At 55.6% G+C, this 21,228-nt stretch carries 34 protein-coding genes; 1 reads left to right on the forward strand and 33 read right to left on the reverse strand.

What is annotated here, in order from left to right:
* Positions 1-70 precede the first annotated feature (70 nt).
* The 13 genes from ykgO to lepB all read right to left on the reverse strand — a co-directional run bounded on the left by ykgO (position 71) and on the right by lepB (position 7,771).
* Positions 71-187 carry a type B 50S ribosomal protein L36 gene (gene ykgO / locus ACVWYF_RS11420; RefSeq protein WP_035567872.1) on the reverse strand — a complete coding sequence of 39 codons (117 nt, stop codon included), beginning with the start codon at positions 185-187 and terminating at the stop codon, positions 71-73.
* A gap of 175 nt (positions 188-362) precedes the next feature.
* Positions 363-581, reverse strand: a complete 219-nt coding sequence (gene infA, locus ACVWYF_RS11425) for a translation initiation factor IF-1 (protein ID WP_035567874.1) — start codon at positions 579-581, stop codon at positions 363-365.
* A gap of 5 nt (positions 582-586) precedes the next feature.
* Positions 587-1,372, reverse strand: a complete 786-nt coding sequence (gene map, locus ACVWYF_RS11430) for a type I methionyl aminopeptidase (protein WP_457067982.1) — start codon at positions 1,370-1,372, stop codon at positions 587-589.
* Between the two features lie 9 nt (positions 1,373-1,381).
* Positions 1,382-2,701 carry a preprotein translocase subunit SecY gene (gene secY, locus ACVWYF_RS11435; protein WP_457067984.1) on the reverse strand — a complete coding sequence of 440 codons (1,320 nt, stop codon included), beginning with the start codon at positions 2,699-2,701 and terminating at the stop codon, positions 1,382-1,384.
* 15 nt (positions 2,702-2,716) lie between these two features.
* Entirely contained in the window at positions 2,717-3,166 is a 450-nt protein-coding gene (rplO, locus tag ACVWYF_RS11440) for a 50S ribosomal protein L15 (RefSeq protein WP_457067987.1), read from the reverse strand.
* Between the two features lie 13 nt (positions 3,167-3,179).
* Complete coding sequence (gene rpmD / locus ACVWYF_RS11445) at positions 3,180-3,359, reverse strand: 50S ribosomal protein L30 (protein ID WP_035567880.1); 180 nt, start codon at positions 3,357-3,359, stop codon at positions 3,180-3,182.
* 5 nt (positions 3,360-3,364) lie between these two features.
* Positions 3,365-3,856: a 30S ribosomal protein S5 gene (rpsE, locus tag ACVWYF_RS11450; RefSeq protein ID WP_035567955.1), complete on the reverse strand. Its 492-nt coding sequence runs from the start codon at positions 3,854-3,856 to the stop codon at positions 3,365-3,367.
* A gap of 90 nt (positions 3,857-3,946) precedes the next feature.
* Positions 3,947-4,297 (reverse strand): 50S ribosomal protein L18, encoded by a 351-nt coding sequence (rplR, locus tag ACVWYF_RS11455; RefSeq protein WP_210521205.1) that lies wholly within the window; start codon positions 4,295-4,297, stop codon positions 3,947-3,949.
* Positions 4,298-4,306: 9 nt separating this feature from the next.
* A complete protein-coding gene (gene rplF, locus ACVWYF_RS11460; RefSeq protein WP_457067990.1) occupies positions 4,307-4,861 on the reverse strand; it encodes a 50S ribosomal protein L6 in 555 nt (184 codons plus the stop codon).
* 27 nt (positions 4,862-4,888) lie between these two features.
* Positions 4,889-5,287, reverse strand: coding sequence for a 30S ribosomal protein S8 (gene rpsH / locus ACVWYF_RS11465; protein WP_068191741.1), 399 nt, complete (start codon positions 5,285-5,287; stop codon positions 4,889-4,891).
* A gap of 270 nt (positions 5,288-5,557) precedes the next feature.
* On the reverse strand, positions 5,558-6,319 hold the full coding sequence (locus tag ACVWYF_RS11470) for a zeta toxin family protein (protein WP_457067993.1): 762 nt from the start codon (positions 6,317-6,319) through the stop codon (positions 5,558-5,560).
* Positions 6,312-6,563, reverse strand: coding sequence for a hypothetical protein (locus ACVWYF_RS11475; RefSeq protein ID WP_457067995.1), 252 nt, complete (start codon positions 6,561-6,563; stop codon positions 6,312-6,314). Before ACVWYF_RS11475 ends, ACVWYF_RS11470 begins: the two co-directional genes overlap by 8 nt.
* 41 nt (positions 6,564-6,604) lie before the next feature.
* Positions 6,605-7,771, reverse strand: a complete 1,167-nt coding sequence (gene lepB, locus ACVWYF_RS11480) for a signal peptidase I (protein WP_457067997.1) — start codon at positions 7,769-7,771, stop codon at positions 6,605-6,607.
* A 195-nt stretch (positions 7,772-7,966) separates the two neighbouring features.
* On the opposite strand from lepB, the gene ACVWYF_RS11485 reads away from it, so the two are divergent.
* Positions 7,967-8,695, forward strand: coding sequence for a hypothetical protein (locus ACVWYF_RS11485; RefSeq protein ID WP_457067999.1), 729 nt, complete (start codon positions 7,967-7,969; stop codon positions 8,693-8,695).
* Positions 8,696-8,892: 197 nt separating this feature from the next.
* On the opposite strand, the gene ACVWYF_RS11490 is transcribed toward ACVWYF_RS11485, so the two are convergent.
* The 20 genes from ACVWYF_RS11490 to fusA form a co-directional block, all read right to left on the reverse strand.
* On the reverse strand, positions 8,893-9,228 hold the full coding sequence (locus ACVWYF_RS11490) for a type II toxin-antitoxin system HicB family antitoxin (RefSeq protein WP_210521211.1): 336 nt from the start codon (positions 9,226-9,228) through the stop codon (positions 8,893-8,895).
* Positions 9,229-9,284: 56 nt separating this feature from the next.
* Complete coding sequence (locus ACVWYF_RS11495; RefSeq protein ID WP_457068002.1) at positions 9,285-9,560, reverse strand: type II toxin-antitoxin system HicA family toxin; 276 nt, start codon at positions 9,558-9,560, stop codon at positions 9,285-9,287.
* A gap of 169 nt (positions 9,561-9,729) precedes the next feature.
* Positions 9,730-10,308 carry a hypothetical protein gene (locus tag ACVWYF_RS11500; RefSeq protein ID WP_457068004.1) on the reverse strand — a complete coding sequence of 193 codons (579 nt, stop codon included), beginning with the start codon at positions 10,306-10,308 and terminating at the stop codon, positions 9,730-9,732.
* A gap of 98 nt (positions 10,309-10,406) precedes the next feature.
* Positions 10,407-10,676: a 30S ribosomal protein S14 gene (rpsN, locus tag ACVWYF_RS11505; protein ID WP_035567891.1), complete on the reverse strand. Its 270-nt coding sequence runs from the start codon at positions 10,674-10,676 to the stop codon at positions 10,407-10,409.
* Positions 10,677-10,688: 12 nt separating this feature from the next.
* A complete protein-coding gene (rplE, locus tag ACVWYF_RS11510; protein ID WP_457068006.1) occupies positions 10,689-11,243 on the reverse strand; it encodes a 50S ribosomal protein L5 in 555 nt (184 codons plus the stop codon).
* Positions 11,244-11,258: 15 nt separating this feature from the next.
* On the reverse strand, positions 11,259-11,603 hold the full coding sequence (gene rplX / locus ACVWYF_RS11515) for a 50S ribosomal protein L24 (RefSeq protein WP_457068008.1): 345 nt from the start codon (positions 11,601-11,603) through the stop codon (positions 11,259-11,261).
* Positions 11,604-11,606: 3 nt separating this feature from the next.
* Positions 11,607-11,975, reverse strand: a complete 369-nt coding sequence (gene rplN, locus ACVWYF_RS11520; RefSeq protein ID WP_188561967.1) for a 50S ribosomal protein L14 — start codon at positions 11,973-11,975, stop codon at positions 11,607-11,609.
* A 9-nt stretch (positions 11,976-11,984) separates the two neighbouring features.
* Positions 11,985-12,284: a 30S ribosomal protein S17 gene (gene rpsQ, locus ACVWYF_RS11525; RefSeq protein ID WP_168672178.1), complete on the reverse strand. Its 300-nt coding sequence runs from the start codon at positions 12,282-12,284 to the stop codon at positions 11,985-11,987.
* Between the two features lie 5 nt (positions 12,285-12,289).
* Positions 12,290-12,502: a 50S ribosomal protein L29 gene (gene rpmC, locus ACVWYF_RS11530; RefSeq protein WP_345051291.1), complete on the reverse strand. Its 213-nt coding sequence runs from the start codon at positions 12,500-12,502 to the stop codon at positions 12,290-12,292.
* A 3-nt stretch (positions 12,503-12,505) separates the two neighbouring features.
* Positions 12,506-12,931 carry a 50S ribosomal protein L16 gene (rplP, locus tag ACVWYF_RS11535; RefSeq protein ID WP_035567899.1) on the reverse strand — a complete coding sequence of 142 codons (426 nt, stop codon included), beginning with the start codon at positions 12,929-12,931 and terminating at the stop codon, positions 12,506-12,508.
* Positions 12,932-13,039: 108 nt separating this feature from the next.
* The gene (gene rpsC / locus ACVWYF_RS11540; RefSeq protein ID WP_092676431.1) at positions 13,040-13,930 is read right to left on the reverse strand and encodes a 30S ribosomal protein S3; all 891 of its coding nucleotides are present in this window, start codon (positions 13,928-13,930) and stop codon (positions 13,040-13,042) included.
* 6 nt (positions 13,931-13,936) lie between these two features.
* The gene (gene rplV, locus ACVWYF_RS11545; RefSeq protein ID WP_457068012.1) at positions 13,937-14,383 is read right to left on the reverse strand and encodes a 50S ribosomal protein L22; all 447 of its coding nucleotides are present in this window, start codon (positions 14,381-14,383) and stop codon (positions 13,937-13,939) included.
* Between the two features lies 1 nt (position 14,384).
* Positions 14,385-14,663 (reverse strand): 30S ribosomal protein S19, encoded by a 279-nt coding sequence (gene rpsS / locus ACVWYF_RS11550; RefSeq protein ID WP_068191730.1) that lies wholly within the window; start codon positions 14,661-14,663, stop codon positions 14,385-14,387.
* 3 nt (positions 14,664-14,666) lie between these two features.
* Positions 14,667-15,494: a 50S ribosomal protein L2 gene (gene rplB, locus ACVWYF_RS11555; RefSeq protein ID WP_035567906.1), complete on the reverse strand. Its 828-nt coding sequence runs from the start codon at positions 15,492-15,494 to the stop codon at positions 14,667-14,669.
* 51 nt (positions 15,495-15,545) lie between these two features.
* Entirely contained in the window at positions 15,546-15,833 is a 288-nt protein-coding gene (gene rplW / locus ACVWYF_RS11560; RefSeq protein WP_345051278.1) for a 50S ribosomal protein L23, read from the reverse strand.
* Complete coding sequence (gene rplD, locus ACVWYF_RS11565; RefSeq protein ID WP_457068015.1) at positions 15,833-16,471, reverse strand: 50S ribosomal protein L4; 639 nt, start codon at positions 16,469-16,471, stop codon at positions 15,833-15,835. Before rplD ends, rplW begins: the two co-directional genes overlap by 1 nt.
* 9 nt (positions 16,472-16,480) lie before the next feature.
* Positions 16,481-17,101: a 50S ribosomal protein L3 gene (gene rplC / locus ACVWYF_RS11570; RefSeq protein WP_457068017.1), complete on the reverse strand. Its 621-nt coding sequence runs from the start codon at positions 17,099-17,101 to the stop codon at positions 16,481-16,483.
* A 232-nt stretch (positions 17,102-17,333) separates the two neighbouring features.
* Positions 17,334-18,602 carry an O-antigen ligase family protein gene (locus ACVWYF_RS11575; RefSeq protein WP_457068019.1) on the reverse strand — a complete coding sequence of 423 codons (1,269 nt, stop codon included), beginning with the start codon at positions 18,600-18,602 and terminating at the stop codon, positions 17,334-17,336.
* 96 nt (positions 18,603-18,698) lie between these two features.
* Positions 18,699-19,004 carry a 30S ribosomal protein S10 gene (rpsJ, locus tag ACVWYF_RS11580; protein ID WP_035567915.1) on the reverse strand — a complete coding sequence of 102 codons (306 nt, stop codon included), beginning with the start codon at positions 19,002-19,004 and terminating at the stop codon, positions 18,699-18,701.
* A gap of 39 nt (positions 19,005-19,043) precedes the next feature.
* Entirely contained in the window at positions 19,044-21,182 is a 2,139-nt protein-coding gene (gene fusA, locus ACVWYF_RS11585) for an elongation factor G (RefSeq protein ID WP_457068022.1), read from the reverse strand.
* Positions 21,183-21,228 lie beyond the last annotated feature (46 nt).

Raw genomic sequence — 21,228 nt, forward strand, 5'->3', positions numbered from 1 at the left:
CTTGGAAGGCGGGCCGGAGGTGGATAACCAACGACTCAGTACCCAAGGTTCCGGGGTTCTAAAAATTGAATTAACCCTGACGCTGCTTGAAGCGGGGGTTTTTCTTGTTGATAACGTAGAGCTTGCCATTGCGACGCACAATCTTGCAGTCAACGCTACGCTTTTTGATGGAGGTTTTGACTTTCATTGCTGAAAAGAGTTACTTGTTATTACTTGCGGTTTTACTTCTAGGATTTCTGTGAAAGAAGTTGGCTGCTTTGTAAATACCGAAAACAACCAAAGCAAGAACAAAAATGACAACTGCGTTAAAACCATAAAGAATGGTTTTCAATTATCACTGAACTCGTCTAGAAGCAAGGGTATTACTTGTAGCGGTACTTAATGCGGCCCTTAGACAAATCGTAAGGTGACATTTCCAGCTTCACTTTGTCGCCGGGCAGAATTTTGATATAGTGCATCCGCATCTTGCCCGAAATGTGGGCAATCAACTGGTGACCATTCTCCAGCTCCACACGGAACATGGCGTTGGAGAGGGCTTCCAGGATGGTTCCGTCCTGCTCAATCGAGGCTTGTTTTGCCATAAGGGCTACTGCTGCAATGCTTTTTCGATGTACTCAAAGGAGGTGAGAATCTCCGCCTTTTCTTTTCTAACTACTACGGTATGCTCGAAGTGCGCCGAAGGCTTGCGGTCCTTGGTGCGAATAGTCCAGCCATCCGCTTCCTGCACCACGTCCTTCTTGCCCAGGTTCACCATCGGCTCAATCGCGATGACCAAACCGGTTTGCAAAAGCGGCCCGGAACCCCGCTTGCCATAGTTCGGCACCTCGGGTTTCTCGTGTAGCTTCGCGCCAACTCCGTGACCGACCAGTTCGCGCACCACCCCGTAGCCCATCGGGGCCACATGGTTCTGGATAGCATAGCTGATATCGCCCACGCGGTTGCCGCTCACGGCTTGTTCGATACCCTTGTACAGCGCTGCTTTGGTTTCCCGTAGCAAAGCCAGTACTTCCGGTGCCACCTCCCCGATTGGGTATGTGTAAGCACTATCTGAGTGAAAACCATTCAGAAAAACTCCACCATCCACCGTGAGAATGTCACCATTTTTCAGCGGTTCGTCGGTGGCGAACCCATGCACGACTACCGAATTCGGCGACAAGCACAGGCTATCAGGGAAACCATACAACCCCTTAAAGGAGGGCACCCCACCGTGGTCCCGGATGAATTCCTCCGCACGCTTATCAAGCTGCCGCGTCGTCACTCCTTCCTTTACCATGCTCGCAACTTCGCCGTGAGCCTTGGCCAGCACGAGTGCGCTGGCACGGATGAGGTCAATCTCTTCTTCGGTTTTGTATTGAATGCTACCGCTTGCCATCGTTGCTGCTTACGAAGCGATGGAAATAGGCTGTGCCGTGCGACCGCGCAGCTTGCCCGATTTCATCATACCATCGTAGTGCTGCATCAACAAGTAACTCTGCACTTGGTTCACCGTGTCAAGTACCACTCCCACCATGATAATGAGGGAAGTACCGCCATAGAAAGCCGAGAACGGACGAGTTACGCCAAGCAGCAGGGCGATAGCCGGGAAAATGGCAATCAGCGCAAGAGCTACAGCACCCGGCAGCGTTACGCGCGTCAGGATTTCGTCAATATACTCCGAGGTCTCGCGGCCTGGCTTCACGCCGGGCACGAAACCACCGCTCCGCTTCAGGTCATCGGCAATCTGGTTAGGATTGACGCTGATGGCGGTGTAGAAGTAGGTGAAGATGATAATTAGCACGCCGAAGGTCAGGTTGTACTGCCACGAGGTGTAGTCCGAAAACTTCACGCCGATGTAGCTGGCGGTGTCGCTCTGGTTCTGCCATACCGATGCCACGATGGCGGGTACAAACATCAACGACTGCGCGAAAATGATGGGCATTACGCCAGCCGCATTCACCTTGAGAGGAATGAACTGACGTTGCGCATCCAACTGCGTGGTCCCGCCCACTTGCTTAGCGTATTGCACCGCGATGCGGCGAACCGCCTGCGTGAGCACGATAACCGCCATTACCACGAGGAACAGCACCACCATTTCCAGCAGGAAAATCAGGGACTTGTTCACGCCTTTGGCCGCAGCTTCACCGATGATGGCACCGGGGAGACGCGACACGATGCCAATCATGATAATCATGGAGATACCGTTGCCGATGCCTTTGTCCGTGATTTTCTCGCCCAGCCACATGCAGAACAACGTGCCGGCCGTGATGATAATCATGGTCGAGACGGTGAAGAATGTGCCGGGGTTGATGATGGCTTCGGCGTTAATTGTGGCAATAAAGCCAACTGATTGGGCCAATACAATCGGAATTGTGAGAACCCGGGTGTATTGGTTGATTTTCTTGCGTCCCGACTCGCCTTCCTTCTGGAGCTTTTGGAAGTAAGGCACGGCGATGGTGAGCAATTGCAACACAATCGACGCCGAGATGTAGGGCATGATGCCCAACGCGAAGATGGATGCGTGGCTGAATGCGCCGCCAAGCAGCGTATCCAAGATGCCAAACAGACCCTGGGCACCCGTCTTGAGTTGGGTAGGGTCAACGCCCGGCAACACCACGTAAACGCCTAGGCGATAGATGGCAATGAAGAAAAGCGTATTGAGGATTCGCGTACGCAAATCCTCAATCGCAAAAATGTTTTTTATCGACTCGATAAACTTATTCATTGCCGAAGGTAGCTATTAGAGCGTTACCGCTTTGCCGCCCGCCTTCTCGATGGCTTCAATAGCCGACTTCGAGAATGCGTGAGCATGAACTTCTACAGCCGTGGCGATTTCGCCGCGACCGAGGATTTTGATTTTCGCGTTCTTGGAAACCAAGCCGTTAGCCACGAAGTAGGCAGCGTCCATTGTGGTGGTGCTGTTCTTTTCGAGGAGGGTAGCAAGGGCATCGAGGTTGATGCCTTTATACTCTACACGGTTGATGTTCGTGAAGCCGAACTTAGGCACACGACGCTGGAGGGGCATCTGGCCACCTTCAAAACCGGACTTGCGCTTGTAGCCCGAACGCGACTTGGCGCCTTTGTGACCACGGGTCGACGTGCCACCGCGCGTGGAGCCTTCGCCCCGGCCAATCCGCTTCTCGTTTTTAGTCGAGCCGTAGGCGGGCGATAAATTGCTGAGATTGAGCATGACGATTATAGTCTTACAGTTCGGTTACGAGGAGCAGGTGCTGCACGCTTTTCACCATGCCCATAACGGACGGGTTCACTTCGTGGGTAGCAGTGCTGTTGAGTTTGTTCAGGCCGAGGGACTGAACGGTGCGCTTCTGACGCTCGGGGCGGTCAATGGCGCTGCGCACGAGCTTTACTTGAATTTGTGCCATGTCAATTAACCGTTAAAAACGCGGGCCAGAGAAATACCACGGGCTTGAGCGATTTGCAACGGGTCGCGCATTTTGGCGAGGGCTGCAAACGTCGCTTTCACCACGTTGTGAGGGTTCGACGAGCCTTTCGACTTCGCCAGCACATCCTTGATACCGGCGCTCTCGAATACGGCGCGCATGGCACCGCCGGCGATTACCCCCGTACCAGCCGCTGCAGGCTGGATGAGCACGAAACCACCGCCGTAGCGGCCTTCCATGAGGTGAGGAACGGTGTGCTTGTACATCGGCACTTTCACCACGTTCTTCTTGGCATCGTCAATGCCTTTGGCAATGGCGTCGGTTACTTCGTTGGCTTTGCCGAGGCCGTAGCCTACGTTGCCGTTGCCGTCGCCTACTACCACGATGGCAGAGAAGCTAAAGCGGCGACCGCCTTTCACCACCTTCGCTACGCGGTTGATGGCTACTACTTTTTCTTTGAAGTCGGAGTCAGCACCCATGCGGGAGTTGTCCTTGTTCCGGTCGCGGTCGTTGCTGCGCTGACGGTCTCCGCCAGGACGATTGTTGTCGCGTTCTTGCGCCATGATAGTTTAGAAATTGAGGCCGCCTTCGCGAGCACCTTCAGCCAATGATTTTACGCGACCGTGGTAGAGGTAACCCGAGCGGTCGAACACCACTTTCGTGATGCCTTTCTCCTGAGCTACCGCAGCGATTTGCCGGCCTACGGCAGCGGCCAGAGCCACACCGTTGCCACCTTCGGCGGTTACTTTTTTCGACGTTGCGGCAGCCAGGGTGCGGCCGGTCGTGTCGTCGATAATCTGAGCATAAATGCCCGTGTTGCTGCGGAACACCGACAGGCGCGGACGCTCCGTGGTACCGGACACTTTCGTGCGGATGATGCGCTGAATCCGCTTGCGGCGAGTTGCTTTATCAAATGCCATGATGCGAATTTATTTAGAGGCCGTTTTACCAGCTTTGCGACGGATAATTTCGCCCACGAAGCGCACACCTTTGCCTTTGTAAGGCTCCACTTTGCGCAGCGAACGAATTTTGGCGGCCACCTGGCCCAGCAACTGATTGTCGATGCTGGTCAGCGTAACAATCGGGTTTTTGCCTTTGTCAGTAACAGCCGTAGCAGTTACTTCACCCGGCAGGGCGATGTACACGTTGTGCGAGTAGCCAAGGGCCAGCTCCAGCGTGCTGCCGACGAGCGAGGCTTTGTAGCCTACACCCACCAACTCCAGCTTCTTCTCGAAGCCTTTGCTTACGCCTTCCACCATGTTGTTGATGAGCGAACGGTACAGGCCATGCATGGCTTTGTGACGCTTCTGCTCGGTGGGGCGGGTTACGGTGAGTGTACCGTCTTCAACGGCTACGGTGATGTCGCGGTCTACTTGCGTAGTGAGCGAGCCCTTGGGGCCTTTCACCGTCACCGCGTTGTCTTTGTCGACCGAAATAGCGACCCCAGCGGGGACGGAAATCGGCAGTTTACCAATACGTGACATAATTGAATTTGCTAAAGCGGTTCCGGACTAGTACACGTAGCACAGCACCTCGCCGCCCACGTTCTCGGTTTTGCACTCTTTCTCCGTCATCACGCCTTTCGAGGTCGAGATGATGGCGACACCCAGGCCGCTAAGGACGCGGGGCAGGTTGTCGGCGGCCACGTACTGACGCAAGCCGGGCGTCGAAACGCGCTGCAGCTTGGTGATGGCGGGCGCCTTCGTGGTCGGGTTGTACTTCAGAGCAATTTTGATGGTGCCCTGAACCGACGAATCATCAAAACGGTACGACTGGATGTAGCCTTTGTGGTACAGCACTTTCGTAATTTCCTTTTTGATGTTGCTGGCCGGGATTTCTACCACCCGGTGGTTCGCCTTGATGGCGTTGCGTACCCGGGTCAGGTAGTCGGCAATGGGGTCAGTGTTCATTATTTATTAAATACGTCCGCTTTTTTCGGAGCGCAAAGATAAGAAAATTTCGCCGGGTGCCCAACGGGACCAACGAAATTTCGGTTAAGACTACTTGGCACGCCCGGCGACGGCACGGCCAATGGTTTCTTTTGGCAACCTGCCAAATGGTTTTGAGGCAAGCCTCGGGGGTTTTGGGAGTGCAAAGGTAGCGGGAAGCGAGGCACTTATGCAAGTGCCTCGCAAAGCTTTGTCGGAGTGACTACGAATTTCGCCCTGCCCGCCGACGAGCTAACCGGCTGCTTGTGTTAGCAGCTTGGCGTGAAAATGGATGTAGACCCACTGGGGAATGTCATTCATGGCATATTCGACTTCCTGCCCATTCGTGATTTCCGCAATCAGTTGCGGCGTAAGGGAATTGTCGAAGATGTAGGCGCGGTCAACCAGCTTGACGGCTTCAAAAAGCAGCGCCAGGGAACGGAAGTAACGGTCGATGATTTTGACGCGGCTGACGTTGTGCCCGCCCTTCTTTACCCGCGCCCTCACCCGGTCGATGTTGATGTTCCAATCGTCGGTGGCCACATAGTAGAGATAAGTGCGGTAGCCCTTGGCGCGCACCTCACGCAGAAAACCGAGTTTGGACTCGTGTGACATCACTGTTTCGAAAGTCATCGACTGCCGGGCAGCGACCAAGTAGAAGCGCAGGAATTCCGCTATCCAAGCGGCGAGGTAGGAATTGAGTTGCAGCCGCGATAGTTGTAGCTCGTTGTTCGCAATCTTCATCCGGGCCAGGCGGCCGGGGGTGAGACGGGCAGCTTCGGGCCGAGCAGCAAATGCGAACAAGTCGTCCTGCTGCAAGGTGAGCTGCCAGTCAGCAAGGCGCAGCACTTGAGCAACTGCCCCAGCTTGCACCTTCAGTTGAGCCTCAATCATGTCGGCATTCACCAAGATACCTAGGTTGACTTCAGTGCGTAGGGAATCGACCAAAAAAGACTTGCCGGACCCATTGGGGCCGGCAAGCATACGGAGGCGCGGCACGGCGGAATTAGCCAAGGCGGAACCGGGTTTTGAGGAGCGTAACCGAGGCTTCGGCTTTCTTATTGAGCACTTCGCGGCTGTTGTCCGGCCGAATGCGGACCAACTGGCCGTTCTGGATGACGGTAATGGCCACTCCGCGCTGGAGGTTTTCTTTGGCTACGCGGAAGCCGGCATCTTTCAGCACCCGTTTCAGGCCGGCAGCCGAAAGCTCATCGGCTTTTCTTGTTTCCGCTTTGCTCGGAGTGGGGCGACGTTTCATAGTTCAAATATACGGCCTATACCCTTTGACTGCCGCCGCGCCTAGCTGATGGAATGAAACAAGCGGCTCCACCGGACTTTGTGCAGGAAGTCGGCATATGGGTCGAGGGAAAGCCACACGAAAACGGCTTTGCCCACGATGTGGTCTTCGGGTACGAAACCCCAGAAGCGGGAGTCTTCGGAGTTGTGGCGGTTGTCGCCCATCATGAAGTAATAGTTCTGTTTGATGGTGTAGCGGGTGAGCGGCTGGCCATTTTGCTGAATCATGCCATCCTGCCAAGTGATGCCGGGGTTGTGCTCGTACTGCGACACGATTTTGTAGTACATCGCGGCGTTGACGGGAGTGAGGGTGATGGTCTGGCCCTGCTTGGGGACGGGCAGGGGGCCGTACTGGTCGAGTTGCCAATGGTTGGGCGCGGCGCTGGCGGCGGTGGAGACATCGAAGTCGGCGGCATCGGGGAATAGCTGGACCTCATAGGGCAGCACAGTCAGCGCTTTCACGTAAGGCTGCTGGCGGAAGTAGCTGGCCACCGCAGCAGGGCAGCTGATGACGAAGCCCGACTGCCCTGTGGCCGGGTCGGCGACGACCTGGGGAATGCCATCGGGCTCGCGGTAATCGACCACGCCGTGTTCGCGCAAAGCCTGGCGGATTTCATCGTTGGGCGCGGGCACAGCCATGAAATAAGTGGTTTGGGGCTGGCCAGCCGCGGCCCCCGGCTGGCCGTTGAGGAACACCTGGCCGTTGCGGATTTCCAGCGTATCGCCTGCTACCGCGACGCAGCGCTTGATGAGGTTGGTGCGCAGGTCGGCGGGGCGCTGTGGCTCGTGCGGCACGTGGAAGACCACGATGTCGTTGCGCTGCACCGAGCTGAAGCCCGGGAAGCGGTAGGTAGGCAGCTGGATGAGGTCGGAATAGCTTTGTGGGCCGCCCTCCCAGAAAGTTTGGTGCGTGAGGGGCACCTGCAAGGGCGTTTGGGGTGTGATGGGCCCGTAGTGCAGCTTGCTCACGAACAGGTAATCGCCTACCAGCAGGGTGCCCTCCATGCTTTCCGAGGGAATGGTGTAGGCCTCCACCGCCGACCAGCGGAGCAGCGTGGCCGCCACCACGGCGAAAATCAGCGAGTCGGCCCACTCTCGGGTTTTGGTTTTGGGCGGCTTGGGCGCGGGGTTGGGGGTGGCGCGTTTAGTCTGGAAGAAGGGTATCCGCATGGGTTCCGGCTGAAGAGAGGGTGAGACAATAGCCACGGCAGCGCCGCAGCAACCAGGGTTGCCCTAACGCATCGCTGGGTAAAATAGTACAGCATCGCCATATAGCCACGCCCCTCCCCTATTCTTCCGCTTTTCCTGCCTAGTATTGCCGCGCCTGCGGGCAACATTGCCCGTGGTTTATCTCCCCTATTCCCAATGGCCAAATCTCCCACCAAACTGTTCAGCACCAAATTCCGCAACTGGTTGCTCTACCTCGTCGTGTCGCGGCAGAATCTCAAGGCCGTGGCCGGCTACACCATCCAAGCCTTGCAGCAGGACGGCACCCGCTTCAAGCCGCAGCTCGACCTGCTCCAACCACTCTACGATGGGTTTGATGCCAGCCTCACCACCTCGGCCGGGGCCAGCGCCGGGCGCGGCTCGCAAACCCTGATGGCCGATACGGTTTTCGGCCTAGTGAAGCAGTTTATGAAGCGGGCCTACAAGAAGAACTTCGCCGCGCTGGAAGAAGACAACCCGACGCTGTTCAAGGAGTTCTTTCCGGCCGGGCGCACCGAGTTTTCGTCGGCCTCGCGCAAGGGTATGGGCACGGCCTTCGCCCGCTTCGTGAAAACCCTGACCGAGCACAAAGCCGATGTGTCCGACGGGGCCAACCTGCTTAAAGCCGCCCAGCCCCTGGCCGAGCAATACACCGATGCCCGCAATACCCAGGCCGCCCGCAAGAAGCAGGTAAAGTCTGCCAGCACCGACCTCGATGCCGACGAAACCGACTTGCTGGTGGAGCTTTTCGGGGCCTACACCGCCCTGCTGGCCTACTACTACAAAACCCCGGAGCGCGCCGCTACCTACTTCGACTTCTCCATGCTGCCCCACAACCAGCCCGAGGCCTTGGCCGGTGCTCCCGGCGCGGCTCCTACGAAGCCCTAGGTTTTTCTATAGAGCCCCGTAGGACGACCTACAGGTCGGCAGAAAAAATGAGAAGGCCCGTAGGATGTCCTTCGGGCCTTCTCATTTTTCTGTAATGGCCCGTAGGAAAGCCTACGGGCACCTTGGTTTTTCTGTAGTGGTCCGTTGGACGGTTTTCGGGCAGCGGGCGGAACCTGGAGGGGCCGGAACCTCAATGGTTACGCCCCCACATAACGCGCCAGCGCCTCCCCTATCAACTGGTTGAGGCTGATGTTGCGCTGTTTGGATAGAATGGCCGCTTTGCGGTGCAGTTCGGTATTGACGCGCACATTGAAGGTGCCCGTATAGGGTTTATCGGGCTTCTTGCCCACTTCCGCACACGTCTCCAGGTAGCTTTCTACTGCCTCCTCAAAAGCCGCTTTCACTTCCTTCGCCGTTTCACCCTCGTAGCTGACTAAGTCCACGATGGCTTCAATCTTCCCGTAGAAGATTTCCGATTCGGGGCTATACTTCACGATGCTGAAGTAGCCTTTATGAGTGAGTACATTGTCCATTGATGGGTTGCCGTTATCGCCCGGCTGGCAAGTATTTCGGGTACCACATAGAAGCTTCAACCTTGCGCAGGCTTTACGGCCGGCTGGCAGATATTCAGCTTTTCAATAATCAAATCCAGTTGATAAGGCTTCAGGATATTGCCTGGATGCGGCTTGTGCAAATCAAGCACCTCTTGACTCGCTTCGTTGTAAAACTTGCGCCGGCTGCCGCCCGTCTTACCGCTTTTGAGTAGCAGGAAGCCATAAGCCGCCAGCAGTTTCTCCAACTCATCCCAGGTAAAATCCTTGGGCCGCTTGCACAGCCGGTCCGTCAACTTATCACGTCTGCTCATCTGGCATTGCTACTGATTTTGTTGGGCAACATGAGCAACTACTTTTTAGTTACAAAAAGCCACTCCTTTTTCGGCACCACACCTGTGGGTTCCGCCCCCTCCCCCATCACCCGCCGCCCCAGCATCGACAGAAACTGGAGTGGCAACAGGCTCACTGCAGATGCTTAGTCTAATAATCGTTCTCCAACCAGATACCTGTAATCGGTCTCAATAGCAGATTCTCACCGGGTTGCTTTTTGCCGGGACTGATGAAACGAATAGTTGGAAAAACCAGAACGGTATACCAATGCTCCCCATCGTTGGAAATCTCCTGTGCTGCTGGCAGTGAATTGTCCTTCTTTTCAAAATTAATGGGGCAGTACCGGGCAATCACGTCTCCAAACCTGTGTTTACCGGGCTGGATGCCCTTGGCAGAGGAAACATTGGCCGTTGAGTCGAAGGCAATGAGAGCCATCCCATGATGACGCTTGGTAGTATTGACGTAACAGACCAGTCCTTGCTCGAGGTATTGTAGAGAAACCCCGATTTCTTGCTTGATAGTCATACAGCCACCACTGCGCAATTTCCCAGTGCTCTCACCAATTATTTTTTCCGCCCGGTAGTGGCTCCCGAGTTTAGTTATAACCTGTTCCAAGGATGACTGCCCAATTTGGAGACCCTGAAACAAGCTGTCGCCTTGTATGACGGTTTGTCCACATGCTGGCACCCATCCAATGGTTAGCAAAGCGAGGAGAAAATATTTCGTCATAGAATTGCCTTGTAGTCTATAAAGCTAATAAAACAAAAATAGACGCCCCAGCCGAAGCTGAAGCGTCTATCTAGTTGCTTGCGAAAAGCCTTACTGGACTACCAGCTCGACTTGGTCACACCGGGAATCTTCCCGGCGAGGGCCATTTCGCGGAAACGCACGCGGCTGATGCCAAACTTGCGCATGTAGCCGCGGGGGCGGCCGTCAATCATGTCGCGGTTGTGCAGGCGCACGGGCGAAGCGTTTTTGGGCAGCTTGTCGAGACCTTCGTAGTCGCCGGCAGCTTTCAGAGCCTTGCGCTTCTCAGCGTAGCGGGCCACGGTGGCAATGCGCTTGCGCTCCCGTGCTTTGATGGATTCTTTAGCCATGAGTTCGGGAGATTAAGCTTCTTTGTTGGCGTTGGCGAAAGGCATACCGAAAGCTTTCAGCAATTCGTAGCTCTGCTCATCGTTCTCGGCACTGGTCACGAACGTGATGTCCATGCCCGAGATGCCTTTGATTTTGTCAATCGAGATTTCGGGGAAGATGATTTGCTCCTTCACGCCGAGCGTGTAGTTGCCACGACCATCAAAACCTTTGTCGTTGATGCCTTTGAAGTCACGTACGCGGGGCAGGGCCACCGTCAGGAGACGGTCCATGAACTCGTACATTTTCTCGCCGCGCAGCGTCACTTTAGCACCGATAGGCATGCCTTCGCGGAGCTTAAAGTTCGACACCGATTTCTTGGCGATGGTGGCAATGGCTTTCTGGCCGGTGATAACCGTCAGTTCTTCCACGCCGTTGTCGACCAATTTCTTATCGGCTACCGCCGCGCCAATGCCGCGGTTGATGCAGATTTTGGTGACTTTCGGTACCTGCATGATGCTCTTGAACTGGAATTTCTCCTGGAGCGCGGGTACGATGTCTTTTTTATAAATGTCTTTGAGACGGGCCATGATGCGGGGGGCTGCTTAAGCCGTTTTGGCAGTGGCGCGCTTGGCTTTGGCCGGAGCGGCAGCCGGAGCTGCAGCGGCAGCCGCGCCTTTGCGCGCACGCTCACCAGTGGTGGGGTTAATAGCCTGCACGTTGCTCACGTGCATGGGCGCCTCCATCTTGGTGATGCCGCCCTGGGGCGATTTGGCGCTCGGCTTGTTGTGTTTCGTCACCAGGTTCAACCCCTCAACGGTTACGCGCTGGGTTACCCGGTTCACCGACTTGATAACGCCGGTTTTGCCCTTTTCGTCGCCAGCAATCACCTTCACGGTATCGCCCGACTTTACGTGCAGCTGCACGGGGTCTGCTTTTCTGATAGCCATGGCTTAGAGTACTTCGGGGGCTAGGGATACAATTTTCATGAACTGACGCTCGCGCAGCTCGCGGGCCACTGGGCCGAAGATGCGCGTGCCGCGGGGCTCGTCGTTGTTGTTGAGCAACACAGCAGCGTTGTCGTCGAAGCGGATATACGAACCGTCTTTACGACGAATCTCCTTCTTCACACGCACCACTACGGCCTTGCTCACGGTACCTTTCTTGGCGTTGCCCGACGGGATAGCCGACTTGATGGCTACCACAATCTTGTCGCCAACGCTGGCGTATTTCTTGCCCGTGCCACCCAAAACGCGGATGCAGAGGACTTCCTTGGCGCCGCTATTGTCGGCCACCGTCAGGCGGGATTCTTGCTGTATCATCGAGTTAGATTATTTAGCGCGTTCAATAATTTCCACCAGGCGCCACCGCTTGGTTTTGCTCAGCGGACGGGTGCTCATGATGAGAACCGTGTCGCCTTCGCCGCACTCGTTTTTCTCGTCGTGGGCGTGGAATTTCGTGGTTTTGGTCACGAACTTGCCGTACTTGGGGTGCTTTTGCTTCTGCACCACAGCCACGGTGATGGACTTATCCATCTTGCTGCTCGTCACCTTGCCGGTGATTTCTTTGCGCATGTTGCGCGAAGCTTCATCAGCAGCGGTTTGGTCTTGGGTTGTTACGTCGGTTGCCATCGGAATTAAGCGGGGTTAGAGGCCTGCTCGTTGTTCCGACGAGTCTGCTCGGTGAGCAAGCGGGCGACGTTCTTACGGTTGGCCTTGAGGCGGGCGGGGTTTTCGAGGGGCGAAATCGCATGAGCGAAACGCAGCTGCTGGCCCTGAGCCTGCTCGGTTTTGATTTGCTCTTTCAGCGCGTCGGCGGAAAGGCCTTTGTGGTCGGTCTTGTTCTTCATGACTTAGGCGGCGTCCGTGTAGTCGCGGCGAACCACGAATGAAGTACGAACCGGCAGCTTCTGAGCCGCGAGACGCAGCGACTCCTTGGCTACTTCCAGCGATACGCCGTCCGACTCGAACATGATTTGACCCGGCTTCACGCAGGCTACCCAATACTCAGGCGAGCCTTTACCCTTACCCATCCGCACTTCAGCAGGCTTCTTGGTAATGGGTTTGTCGGGGAAAATGCGAATCCATACTTGCCCTTCGCGTTTCATGGCGCGGGTCATGGCGATACGAGCTGCCTCAATTTGGCGAGCCGTAATCCAAGAAACCTCCAGCGACTTGATAGCGAACGAACCGAAGTCTATGGAGCTGCCGCGGTAGGCGAGGCCTGTTACGCGACCCTTTTGCATCTTGCGATACTTGGTCCTTTTCGGTTGTAACATTTGATTTTAATAAAAGAGAGTGTTCTGTAAAAGAGAGGGTCGAACAGCCGAACATTTCGCTTCGTTCACCTGAAAGCGGCAAACGAAGCGAAATGGCTTGGCTTTGTTCTAGCGACGCGGGCCGCGAGCGGCACCACCGGCAGCTCCACCACCTTGGGCGGGGCCGTTGCGGCGGGGACCAGCATTGTCGCCGCGGGGAGCACCACCGCCGGCGTTGCCGCCACGGTCGTTGCCACCACGGCCACCAGCACCACCGTCACGACGCGGGCCGCGGTCGCCTTCACGACGCTCGCCACGGGGGCCACGGTCGTCACGACGTCCACCGGCATCGCCACCGGGGTTGGTGAGCTGCTGGTTGGGCGAGAGGTCGGGCTTGCCGAACACCTCACCGCGCATTACCCACACCTTGATGCCAATTTTGCCATACACGGTCTGAGCTTCCGACAAAGCGTAGTCGATATCGGCGCGCAGCGTGTGCAGCGGCGTACGACCTTCTTTGTACTGCTCCGAACGGGCAATTTCAGCACCGCCGAGACGGCCACCGCACTGAATCTTAATGCCTTCGGCACCAACACGCATCGCAGCCTGAATCGACATCTTCATGGCGCGACGGAAGGAGATACGAGCGGCCAGCTGCTGGGCGATGCTCTCGCCTACCAGCTTGGCATCCAACTCCGGACGCTTAATTTCGAAGATGTTGATTTGAACGTCTTTGCTGGTGATTTGCTTCAGCTCGTCCTTAATCTTGTCAACCTCCTGGCCGCCTTTACCAATCACCACACCCGGACGCGCCGTGTTGATGGTGATGGTGATACGCTTCAGGGTGCGCTCAATCACAATGCGGCTAATGCCACCTTTCTGAATGCGGGCGTTGATGTACTTGCGGATTTTCTCGTCCTCCACCAATTTCTCGGCGAAGTCCTTACCACCGTACCAGTTGGAGTCCCAGCCTTTGATGACTCCCAAGCGGAAGCCAACCGGATTTACTTTCTGTCCCATATTAAATTAGGATTTGGCGTCGGCCTTAGGGTTATCGGTAGTACCAACTTGCTTGGCATGCTGGGTGGTGTCTTCAGCTTGCGCACGAGCAGCTTTCGAACCGGCTTTCTCCACTTTCGTGTCGATTTTCAGGGTCACGTGGTTGCTGCGCTTGCGGATGCGGTGGCCACGGCCCTGGGGGGCGGGGCGCAGGCGCTTCAACTGGCGTCCTTCGTCCACGAAGATTTCGCTGATGTAGAGGTTTGCGTCCTCAATCCGCTCTTCTTCGTTGTGCTGCTGCCAGTTGGCCAAGGCCGAAAGGAGCAGTTTCTCAATCTTCTCGGCGCCGATATTGGCTTCGAAGCGCAACAAGCCGAGGGCCTGGGTCACTTTCTTGCCGCGCACGAGGTCGGCCACCAGTCGCATCTTACGAGGCGAGGTCGGCACATTGCGGAGTTTTGCTACTGCTTCCATCTTAGCGCTTGCCTTTATCTTTTTTGGCGACGTGACCACGGAAGTTACGCGTCGGGGCAAATTCGCCCAACTTGTGTCCCACCATGTTCTCGGTCACATACACCGGGATGAACTTATTGCCGTTGTGAACAGCGAATGTGTGGCCAACGAAATCGGGGGAAATCATCGAGCGGCGCGACCAAGTCTTTACCACTGATTTTTTACCGGCCGTTTCGAGTGCCGTGACTTTCTTTTCCAGCCGGAAGTCAATGTACGGCCCTTTTTTGAGTGAACGTGCCATATATTACTTCTTGCCTTTGCGGCTCACAATCAGGTTCTCCGAATACTTGTTCTTGTTACGGGTCTTCTGGCCCTTAGCCAAAATGCCGTTACGGCTACGTGGGTGACCACCCGACGATTTGCCTTCGCCACCACCCATGGGGTGGTCGACAGGGTTCATCACCACACCACGAACGCGGGGACGACGACCAGCCCACCGGTTCCGGCCAGCCTTACCCATCACGGTGTTCATGTGGTCGCCATTCGACACGGTACCAACGGTAGCCATGCAGGTAACGAGTACCATGCGCATTTCGCCGGAAGGCAATTTGAGCGTGGCATACTTCTCTTCGCGGGCTACGATTTGGGCGTAGGTACCGGCCGAGCGGGCCATGGCCGCACCCTGACCGGGCTGCAATTCGATGTTGTGGAGGATGGTACCGAGGGGAATCTCGCGCAGCGGCAAGGTATTGCCCACTTCGGGAGCCACGCCGGGGCCCGATACAATCTTCGCGCCTACCTGCATGCCGGCGGGAGCGATGATGTAACGCTTCTCGCCGTCAGCGTAGCTGAGCAGGGCGATGCGGGCGGTCCGGTTGGGGTCGTACTCAATGGTCTTCACCGTGGCGGGCACACCGGCCTTGTCACGCTTGAAGTCCACGATACGGTACTGGGTTTTATGACCACCGCCGATGTAGCGGTTGGACATTTTACCGGAAGAGTTCCGGCCACCCGATTTGGGGAGGGAAGTCATCAAAGACTTCTCCGGCGTCGACGTTGTAATCTCGTCGAACATCGGCGCAACGCGGTGGCGCTGCCCTGGAGTTGTTGGTCTGAGTTTTTTAAGTGCCATTACTAGCTAGTTGTGCTTTTGCGGCGAGAGAATCTCTTGTTGGCGAAAGGCCTACAGGTTGCTATAGAAGTCGATTACATCGCCTTCTTTAACCGTCACAATGGCTTTTTTGCCATTGGAACGACGGCCGGAAACCTGGCCGCCTTTGGTACCTTTCGACTTGATTTTGCCAATGGTGCGCATCGTGTTGATGTCGGTTACCGTCACGCCGTACAGCGTTTCGATGTCCTTCTTGATTTGCACTTTGTTGGCGGTGCGCTCCACTTCGAACGTGTAGCGGCCTTTCTCATTCAGGCCAGTGGCCTTTTCGGTGACGATGGGGCGTTTCAGCGTGCTCATTATTCGGCGGTGCTATAGAGTTCAACCAATGAAGCCATGCCGTCTTCCGAAATCAGGAGCGTGTCCGTGTTCAGCAGGTCGTGGGTGTTAAGGCCGATAGGCGTCGACACTTTCACTTTCTGCAGGTTGCGGGCGCTCAGGAGCACGTTTTTGTTGACCTCACCGGTCACGAGCATGGTCTTTTTGCCATTGTTCAGCTTGAGGCCGTCCATGATGGCAACGAAGTCCTTGGTGCGGGGAGCAGTCATGGCAATGTTCTCCACGATGGAGATTTTGCCATCCTTCGCCAGGCTCGACAGAGCCGAGAGGCGTGCTACGCGCTTGGTCTTCTTGTTCAGCTTGAAGTTGTAGTCGCGGGGCTGCGGACCGAACATCCGGCCACCACCAACGAACACACCCGACTTCATGCTGCCGGCGCGGGCGCCGCCCGTACCTTTTTGTTTCTTGAGCTTCTTCGTGGTGCCGTGCACCTCGTTGCGCTGCTTGGACTTGTGCGTGCCCTGGCGCTGATTGGCCAAGTACTGCTTCACGTCCAAGTACATCACGTGCTCGTTTACTTCGAGACCGAAGATGGCGTCAGACAGGGTCACTTTGCGGCCGGTGTCTTCGCCTTTGAGGCTATATACTGCGAGTTCCATCGTACTAGTCTATTTCTCGATTACCACGTAAGAATTCTTAGCACCGGGAATCGAGCCGCTCACCAGAATCAGGTTCTTGTCGCCTACTACGCGCATCACCTTCAGGTTCTGCACTTTCACGCGGTCGTTGCCCATCCGGCCACCCATGCGCATTCCTTTGAATACGCGCGAAGGCCAGGAGCAAGCACCAATCGAACCGGGGTGACGCAGGCGGTTGTGCTGACCGTGGGTCTGGCCACCAACACCCTGGAAGTTGTAACGCTTTACAACACCCTGGAAACCCTTGCCTTTGGAAGTGCCCACAACGTCCACAAACTCGCCCTCTGCGAAGAGAGTCGCGTCGATGATAGCGCCGGCGGCGTAGGTCGATTCGGCGTCGAGGCGGAATTCAACCAGTTTTTTCTTGGGGGTAGTGCCAGCTTTGGTGAAGTGACCAACCAAAGCTTTGGTGGTGTTCTTCATCTTCTTCTCGCCGTACCCAATTTGAATGGCGGTGTAGCCGTCATTCGCGATAGTCTTAACCTGCGTCACTACGCACGGACCCGCTTCGATGAGCGTGCAGGGAATGTTTTTCCCATCCGGAGTGAAGAGGCTTGTCATACCGATTTTTTTACCGATGATGCCAGGCATTCTGTTATTGATTAAATGACACAAAAAGAAAACGACCGAATGCCGTTTTCGCTAAGGGAGTGCAAAGATAGGAAAAAAGGCCGGTGAATCACAAGGTGAATCGGAAATATTTTCTCAGTGAGGCTGTTAGCTGCCGTTTCAGGTCTTCGATGTAGGGTGCGGGGCTTGTACCCGCCGTCGTTGAACGCATCCTGCGTATCGTCTAACGACGGGCGGGGGCAAGTCCCGCACCCTATGCCGGCCGCCAGCTAGGGTCCTTCTCCTCACAGGGCAGTGAGCCCTGCAAGGCTAGCAACAGGAAGAAGACCGAGAAAGCAAGGCCAATCTGCGTTTCCAGCGTGTATTCGACCAAAAAAGATAAGGCAATACTAACGTATTGGGCCAGCAATAATGGTGCGTGTTTCTGGCGCGCCCACCAAGCGGGGTAAAATAGGCTCAGGCAGAATACCAGTAGTCCAATGGTGCCGTAAGCAGCCAAGTTATATAAGTATTGGTTATGAGGAAGGATATAGAAATCTGGCGTGAGTTGGGGATATAGGGTAGCATAACGCTTGGCCATTTCGCTCTGCAAATTTGGCTTCCCTACTCCTACTAACTTGTTATCACTCCACACGGCCAGAGCAGCTTGGTAGGAATACACCCTGGCTGAGATGGAGAAGTTCTTACCCTCCGAGCTTTCCTGCACCTTGCTCACATCTTCCTGGGTATTGTAAACCCGGTTGCGGAAAGTGGGAAACACTAGGTAGCTTACAACAGGCAGCATCACGAGTACCGTGGCTAGAAGCGCTGCTTTTTGCCATTGCTTTCTGCAAAAGGCCAGCCACAACACTGCCAAGCCACTTAACGCATAAAAGGTCATTTCTCCGCTGCGCACGGCTAGCAGATGGAGAAATAAAGCTAACCCAATAATGGCAGCCTTTACCCACACGCGCCACGTTTGCGCCACTGTTTGGTGAGCAAGTAGCAGCATGGCGGCGGCAATTGCCATTGTAATCATAATGCTGAACCGGATGTGGTCCGGCTCCGTCGGCATTACCTTGGAGTGTATATAAGACTCATTGATTTCCTGAGTGTGCAACAGGTAATTGATGGTGGCACCCAAGGCTGCCAGTACCGTCATTGCGATAAAGAGCCACCACAACCAGCGCAAGTATCGGCTGGGCAACGGGGGCAATAGCCAGAACGAGAGCGGCAAAATCAGAAATGGCAGCTGCAACCCCAAATCAAACCGATACTCATCCATATTGCCGGCCTGAGTATGAAATCCGGCCAGCAGATGCAGGACGAAGACCATTGCGATACTCCCGAAGACGGGCCACAGCGAGCGGTTGGCAATGCGCTTATGCACGAGGGCGAAAACCACACTGGTCACGGCAAGCCCTCCCATGGCAATACCCAGCGCTACCCGCAGCCAATTGACCAGGAAAATGCTGATGATAATGCAGGCACAGAAGAAGAAAGCAGAGCGGTGTAGTCGCGCAAGAGAAAAGACAGCAAGCATGAAAAATTAGTAGTGGCGCTGCAAGTTCTAAAGAAAAAGCCCTACCGCGACAAATCACGGTAGGGCTTTAACTCAATTAAGTCTGAAATCGGTGCCTCAGACTTTGATTTCTACGTCAACGCCGCTAGGCAATTCCAGCTTCATCAGGGCATCAACGGTCTTCGACGAGGTCGAGAAGATGTCCACGAGGCGCTTGTAGGTGCAAAGCTGGAACTGCTCCCGGCTCTTCTTGTTCACGTGGGGCGAGCGCAACACGGTGAACTTCTCCTTTTGGGTCGGCAAAGGAATCGGGCCGCTAACGATGGCACCGGTGGCCTTCACAGCTTTCACGATTTTCTCGGCCGATTTGTCTACGAGGTTGTGGTCGTAGGACTTCAGCTTAATGCGAATTTTCTGGTTCATTGGGGGTTTTGGTCCGATTGACCAAGTTAGTGACCGGTATTATTTACTTCCTTTTACTTTGGCAATGATGGCTTCGGCCATGTTGGTCGGCACCTGCTCGTAGTGCGAGAACGTGAGCGAAGCCGAAGCCCGACCCGACGAAATCGTCCGCAGCGCAGTTACGTAGCCGAACAGCTCCGACAGCGGAACATCGGCCTTAATCAGCTGGGCACCGCCTTTGGTGTCCATGCCTTTCATCAGACCACGACGACGGTTCAAGTCACCGGTTACGGGACCCGTGTACTCGTCGGGGCACACCACTTCCACGCTCATGATGGGCTCGAGCAATTTCGGGCCAGCCTGGCGGGCAGCTTCGCGGAAACCACCACGGGCAGCAAGTTCGAACGACAGGGCGTCCGAGTCAACGTCGTGGAAGGAACCGTGGTAGAGACGCACTTTCATGCCCTCAATCGGGAAGCCGGCCAACGGACCTTGCTTCATGGCTTCTTCAAAACCCTTCTGAATCGGGGCAATGAATTCGCGGGGGATAACACCGCCCACGATGGCGTTGTCGAACTCGAAGCCGGGCTTTTCCGGGTCAGTCTCTTTCGGACCGAGCTCAAACACGATGTCGCCGAATTTACCGCGGCCACCGGTCTGCTTCTTGTAGGTTTCGCGGTGGTCGACTTTCTTGGTGAGAATCTCCTTGTAGGCCACCATCGGGGCACCCTGGTTGATTTCCACTTTGAATTCGCGACGCATGCGGTCGATGATGATTTCCAAGTGAAGCTCGCCCATGCCGCGCAACACCGTCTGACCGGTTTCGGGGTCGGTGTGTACTTTCAGCGTGGGGTCTTCCTCGATGAGCTTGGCGATGGCCATGCCCATTTTGTCGACGTCAGCCTGCGTTTTCGGCTCGATAGCGTAGCCAATTACCGGCTCGGGGAAGCTCATCGACTCGAGGACGATGGGGTGCTTCTCTTCGCTCAGCGTATCGCCGGTGCGTATGTCTTTGAAACCAACACCAGCTGCAATATCACCCGCCTGGATTTTGTCAATCGGGTTCTGCTTGTTGGAGTGCATCTGCATGAGGCGCGAGATACGCTCCTTCTTGCCGGTGCGGTTGTTGAGCACATAAGAGCCAGCGTCGAGCACGCCGCTGTAGCAGCGGAAGAAGCACAGACGGCCGACGAACGGGTCGGTAGCAATTTTGAACGCCAAGGCGGTGAAAGGCTCCGAGTTGTCGGGGTGACGCTCGATTTCGGCCCCGGTGTCGGGGTCGGTGCCCATGATGGCGGGCATGTCGAGGGGCGACGGCAGGTAGGCCATTACGGCATCCAGCATAGTCTGCACACCCTTGTTCTTGAAAGCCGAGCCGCACAACACGGGCGAGAATTTCATGTCGATAACCGCCTGGCGGATAACAACCATCATTTCCTCTTTCGTAATGGAATCGGGGTTGTCGAAGAATTTCTCCAGCAACGCGTCATCATACTCGGCAACGCTCTCAACGAGCTTCTGACGCCACTCGGCTACCGTCTCAACGAGGTCCTCGGGAACGGGGATTTCGTCGTACGACTTGCCTTCAGTTTTGTCGTCCCACACGATGGCTTTGCCAGTCAGCAGGTCAACTACGCCTTTGAAGGTATCTTCAGCACCAATCGGAATCTGCAGAGGAATGGGGTTAGCGCCCAGTTTCTCCTTGATTTCGTTCACGGCCTTGAAGAAGTCGGCACCGGCGCGGTCCATCTTGTTGACGAAGCAGATACGGGGCACGCTGTATTTGTCAGCCTGACGCCATACGGTTTCCGACTGTGGCTCAACGCCCGAAACGGCGCAGAACAATGCAACAGCACCATCAAGCACACGCAGCGAACGCTCAACTTCTACCGTGAAGTCAACGTGACCGGGGGTGTCAATGAGGTTGATTTTGTACTGGTGGGTATCCGGCGTGGGGTCACCCTTCACGTCGGTGGGGTAGTTCCAGAACGTAGTCGTGGCAGCCGAGGTAATCGTGATGCCGCGCTCCTGCTCCTGCTCCATCCAGTCCATCGTGGCGGCACCATCATGCACTTCCCCAATTTTGTGGGTTTTACCCGTGTAATACAAAATACGCTCCGACGTCGTGGTCTTACCGGCGTCGATGTGCGCCATAATCCCGATGTTGCGGAGGTATTGAAGTTCTTTGTTGACGGCCATTGTTACAATGAATGAGTTTGTGAACAAGCGAATGAGTGAATCAGTG

The sequence above is a fragment of the Hymenobacter sp. UYAg731 genome (assembly GCF_054061335.1).

Coding starts and splice junctions, on each gene's coding strand:
- rplW (WP_345051278.1), bottom strand. CDS start 15,833: ATGAGCACGCTGAAACGCCCCATCGTCACCGAAAAGGCCACTGGCCTG.
- ACVWYF_RS11575 (WP_457068019.1), bottom strand. CDS start 18,602: ATGCTTGCTGTCTTTTCTCTTGCGCGACTACACCGCTCTGCTTTCTTC.
- rplC (WP_457068017.1), bottom strand. CDS start 17,101: ATGCCTGGCATCATCGGTAAAAAAATCGGTATGACAAGCCTCTTCACT.
- ACVWYF_RS11500 (WP_457068004.1), bottom strand. CDS start 10,308: ATGACGAAATATTTTCTCCTCGCTTTGCTAACCATTGGATGGGTGCCA.
- fusA (WP_457068022.1), bottom strand. CDS start 21,182: ATGGCCGTCAACAAAGAACTTCAATACCTCCGCAACATCGGGATTATG.
- ACVWYF_RS11475 (WP_457067995.1), bottom strand. CDS start 6,563: ATGAAACGTCGCCCCACTCCGAGCAAAGCGGAAACAAGAAAAGCCGAT.
- rpmD (WP_035567880.1), bottom strand. CDS start 3,359: ATGGCACAAATTCAAGTAAAGCTCGTGCGCAGCGCCATTGACCGCCCC.
- rplN (WP_188561967.1), bottom strand. CDS start 11,975: ATGATACAGCAAGAATCCCGCCTGACGGTGGCCGACAATAGCGGCGCC.
- rpsS (WP_068191730.1), bottom strand. CDS start 14,663: ATGGCACGTTCACTCAAAAAAGGGCCGTACATTGACTTCCGGCTGGAA.
- map (WP_457067982.1), bottom strand. CDS start 1,372: ATGGCAAGCGGTAGCATTCAATACAAAACCGAAGAAGAGATTGACCTC.
- secY (WP_457067984.1), bottom strand. CDS start 2,701: ATGAATAAGTTTATCGAGTCGATAAAAAACATTTTTGCGATTGAGGAT.
- rpsJ (WP_035567915.1), bottom strand. CDS start 19,004: ATGAACCAGAAAATTCGCATTAAGCTGAAGTCCTACGACCACAACCTC.
- ACVWYF_RS11495 (WP_457068002.1), bottom strand. CDS start 9,560: ATGAGCAGACGTGATAAGTTGACGGACCGGCTGTGCAAGCGGCCCAAG.
- rpsH (WP_068191741.1), bottom strand. CDS start 5,287: ATGAACACTGACCCCATTGCCGACTACCTGACCCGGGTACGCAACGCC.
- rplB (WP_035567906.1), bottom strand. CDS start 15,494: ATGGCACTTAAAAAACTCAGACCAACAACTCCAGGGCAGCGCCACCGC.
- rpsE (WP_035567955.1), bottom strand. CDS start 3,856: ATGGGTGCTGACTCCGACTTCAAAGAAAAAGTAGTAGCCATCAACCGC.
- rplV (WP_457068012.1), bottom strand. CDS start 14,383: ATGGAAGCAGTAGCAAAACTCCGCAATGTGCCGACCTCGCCTCGTAAG.
- rplR (WP_210521205.1), bottom strand. CDS start 4,297: ATGGCATTTGATAAAGCAACTCGCCGCAAGCGGATTCAGCGCATCATC.
- ACVWYF_RS11485 (WP_457067999.1), top strand. CDS start 7,967: ATGGCCAAATCTCCCACCAAACTGTTCAGCACCAAATTCCGCAACTGG.
- ykgO (WP_035567872.1), bottom strand. CDS start 187: ATGAAAGTCAAAACCTCCATCAAAAAGCGTAGCGTTGACTGCAAGATT.
- rplD (WP_457068015.1), bottom strand. CDS start 16,471: ATGGAACTCGCAGTATATAGCCTCAAAGGCGAAGACACCGGCCGCAAA.
- rplX (WP_457068008.1), bottom strand. CDS start 11,603: ATGGCTATCAGAAAAGCAGACCCCGTGCAGCTGCACGTAAAGTCGGGC.
- lepB (WP_457067997.1), bottom strand. CDS start 7,771: ATGCGGATACCCTTCTTCCAGACTAAACGCGCCACCCCCAACCCCGCG.
- rpsN (WP_035567891.1), bottom strand. CDS start 10,676: ATGGCTAAAGAATCCATCAAAGCACGGGAGCGCAAGCGCATTGCCACC.
- rpsC (WP_092676431.1), bottom strand. CDS start 13,930: ATGGGACAGAAAGTAAATCCGGTTGGCTTCCGCTTGGGAGTCATCAAA.
- rplP (WP_035567899.1), bottom strand. CDS start 12,931: ATGTTACAACCGAAAAGGACCAAGTATCGCAAGATGCAAAAGGGTCGC.
- infA (WP_035567874.1), bottom strand. CDS start 581: ATGGCAAAACAAGCCTCGATTGAGCAGGACGGAACCATCCTGGAAGCC.
- rplO (WP_457067987.1), bottom strand. CDS start 3,166: ATGCTCAATCTCAGCAATTTATCGCCCGCCTACGGCTCGACTAAAAAC.
- rplF (WP_457067990.1), bottom strand. CDS start 4,861: ATGTCACGTATTGGTAAACTGCCGATTTCCGTCCCCGCTGGGGTCGCT.
- rplE (WP_457068006.1), bottom strand. CDS start 11,243: ATGGCCCGTCTCAAAGACATTTATAAAAAAGACATCGTACCCGCGCTC.
- rpsQ (WP_168672178.1), bottom strand. CDS start 12,284: ATGGCAACCGACGTAACAACCCAAGACCAAACCGCTGCTGATGAAGCT.
- rpmC (WP_345051291.1), bottom strand. CDS start 12,502: ATGAAGAACAAGACCGACCACAAAGGCCTTTCCGCCGACGCGCTGAAA.
- ACVWYF_RS11490 (WP_210521211.1), bottom strand. CDS start 9,228: ATGGACAATGTACTCACTCATAAAGGCTACTTCAGCATCGTGAAGTAT.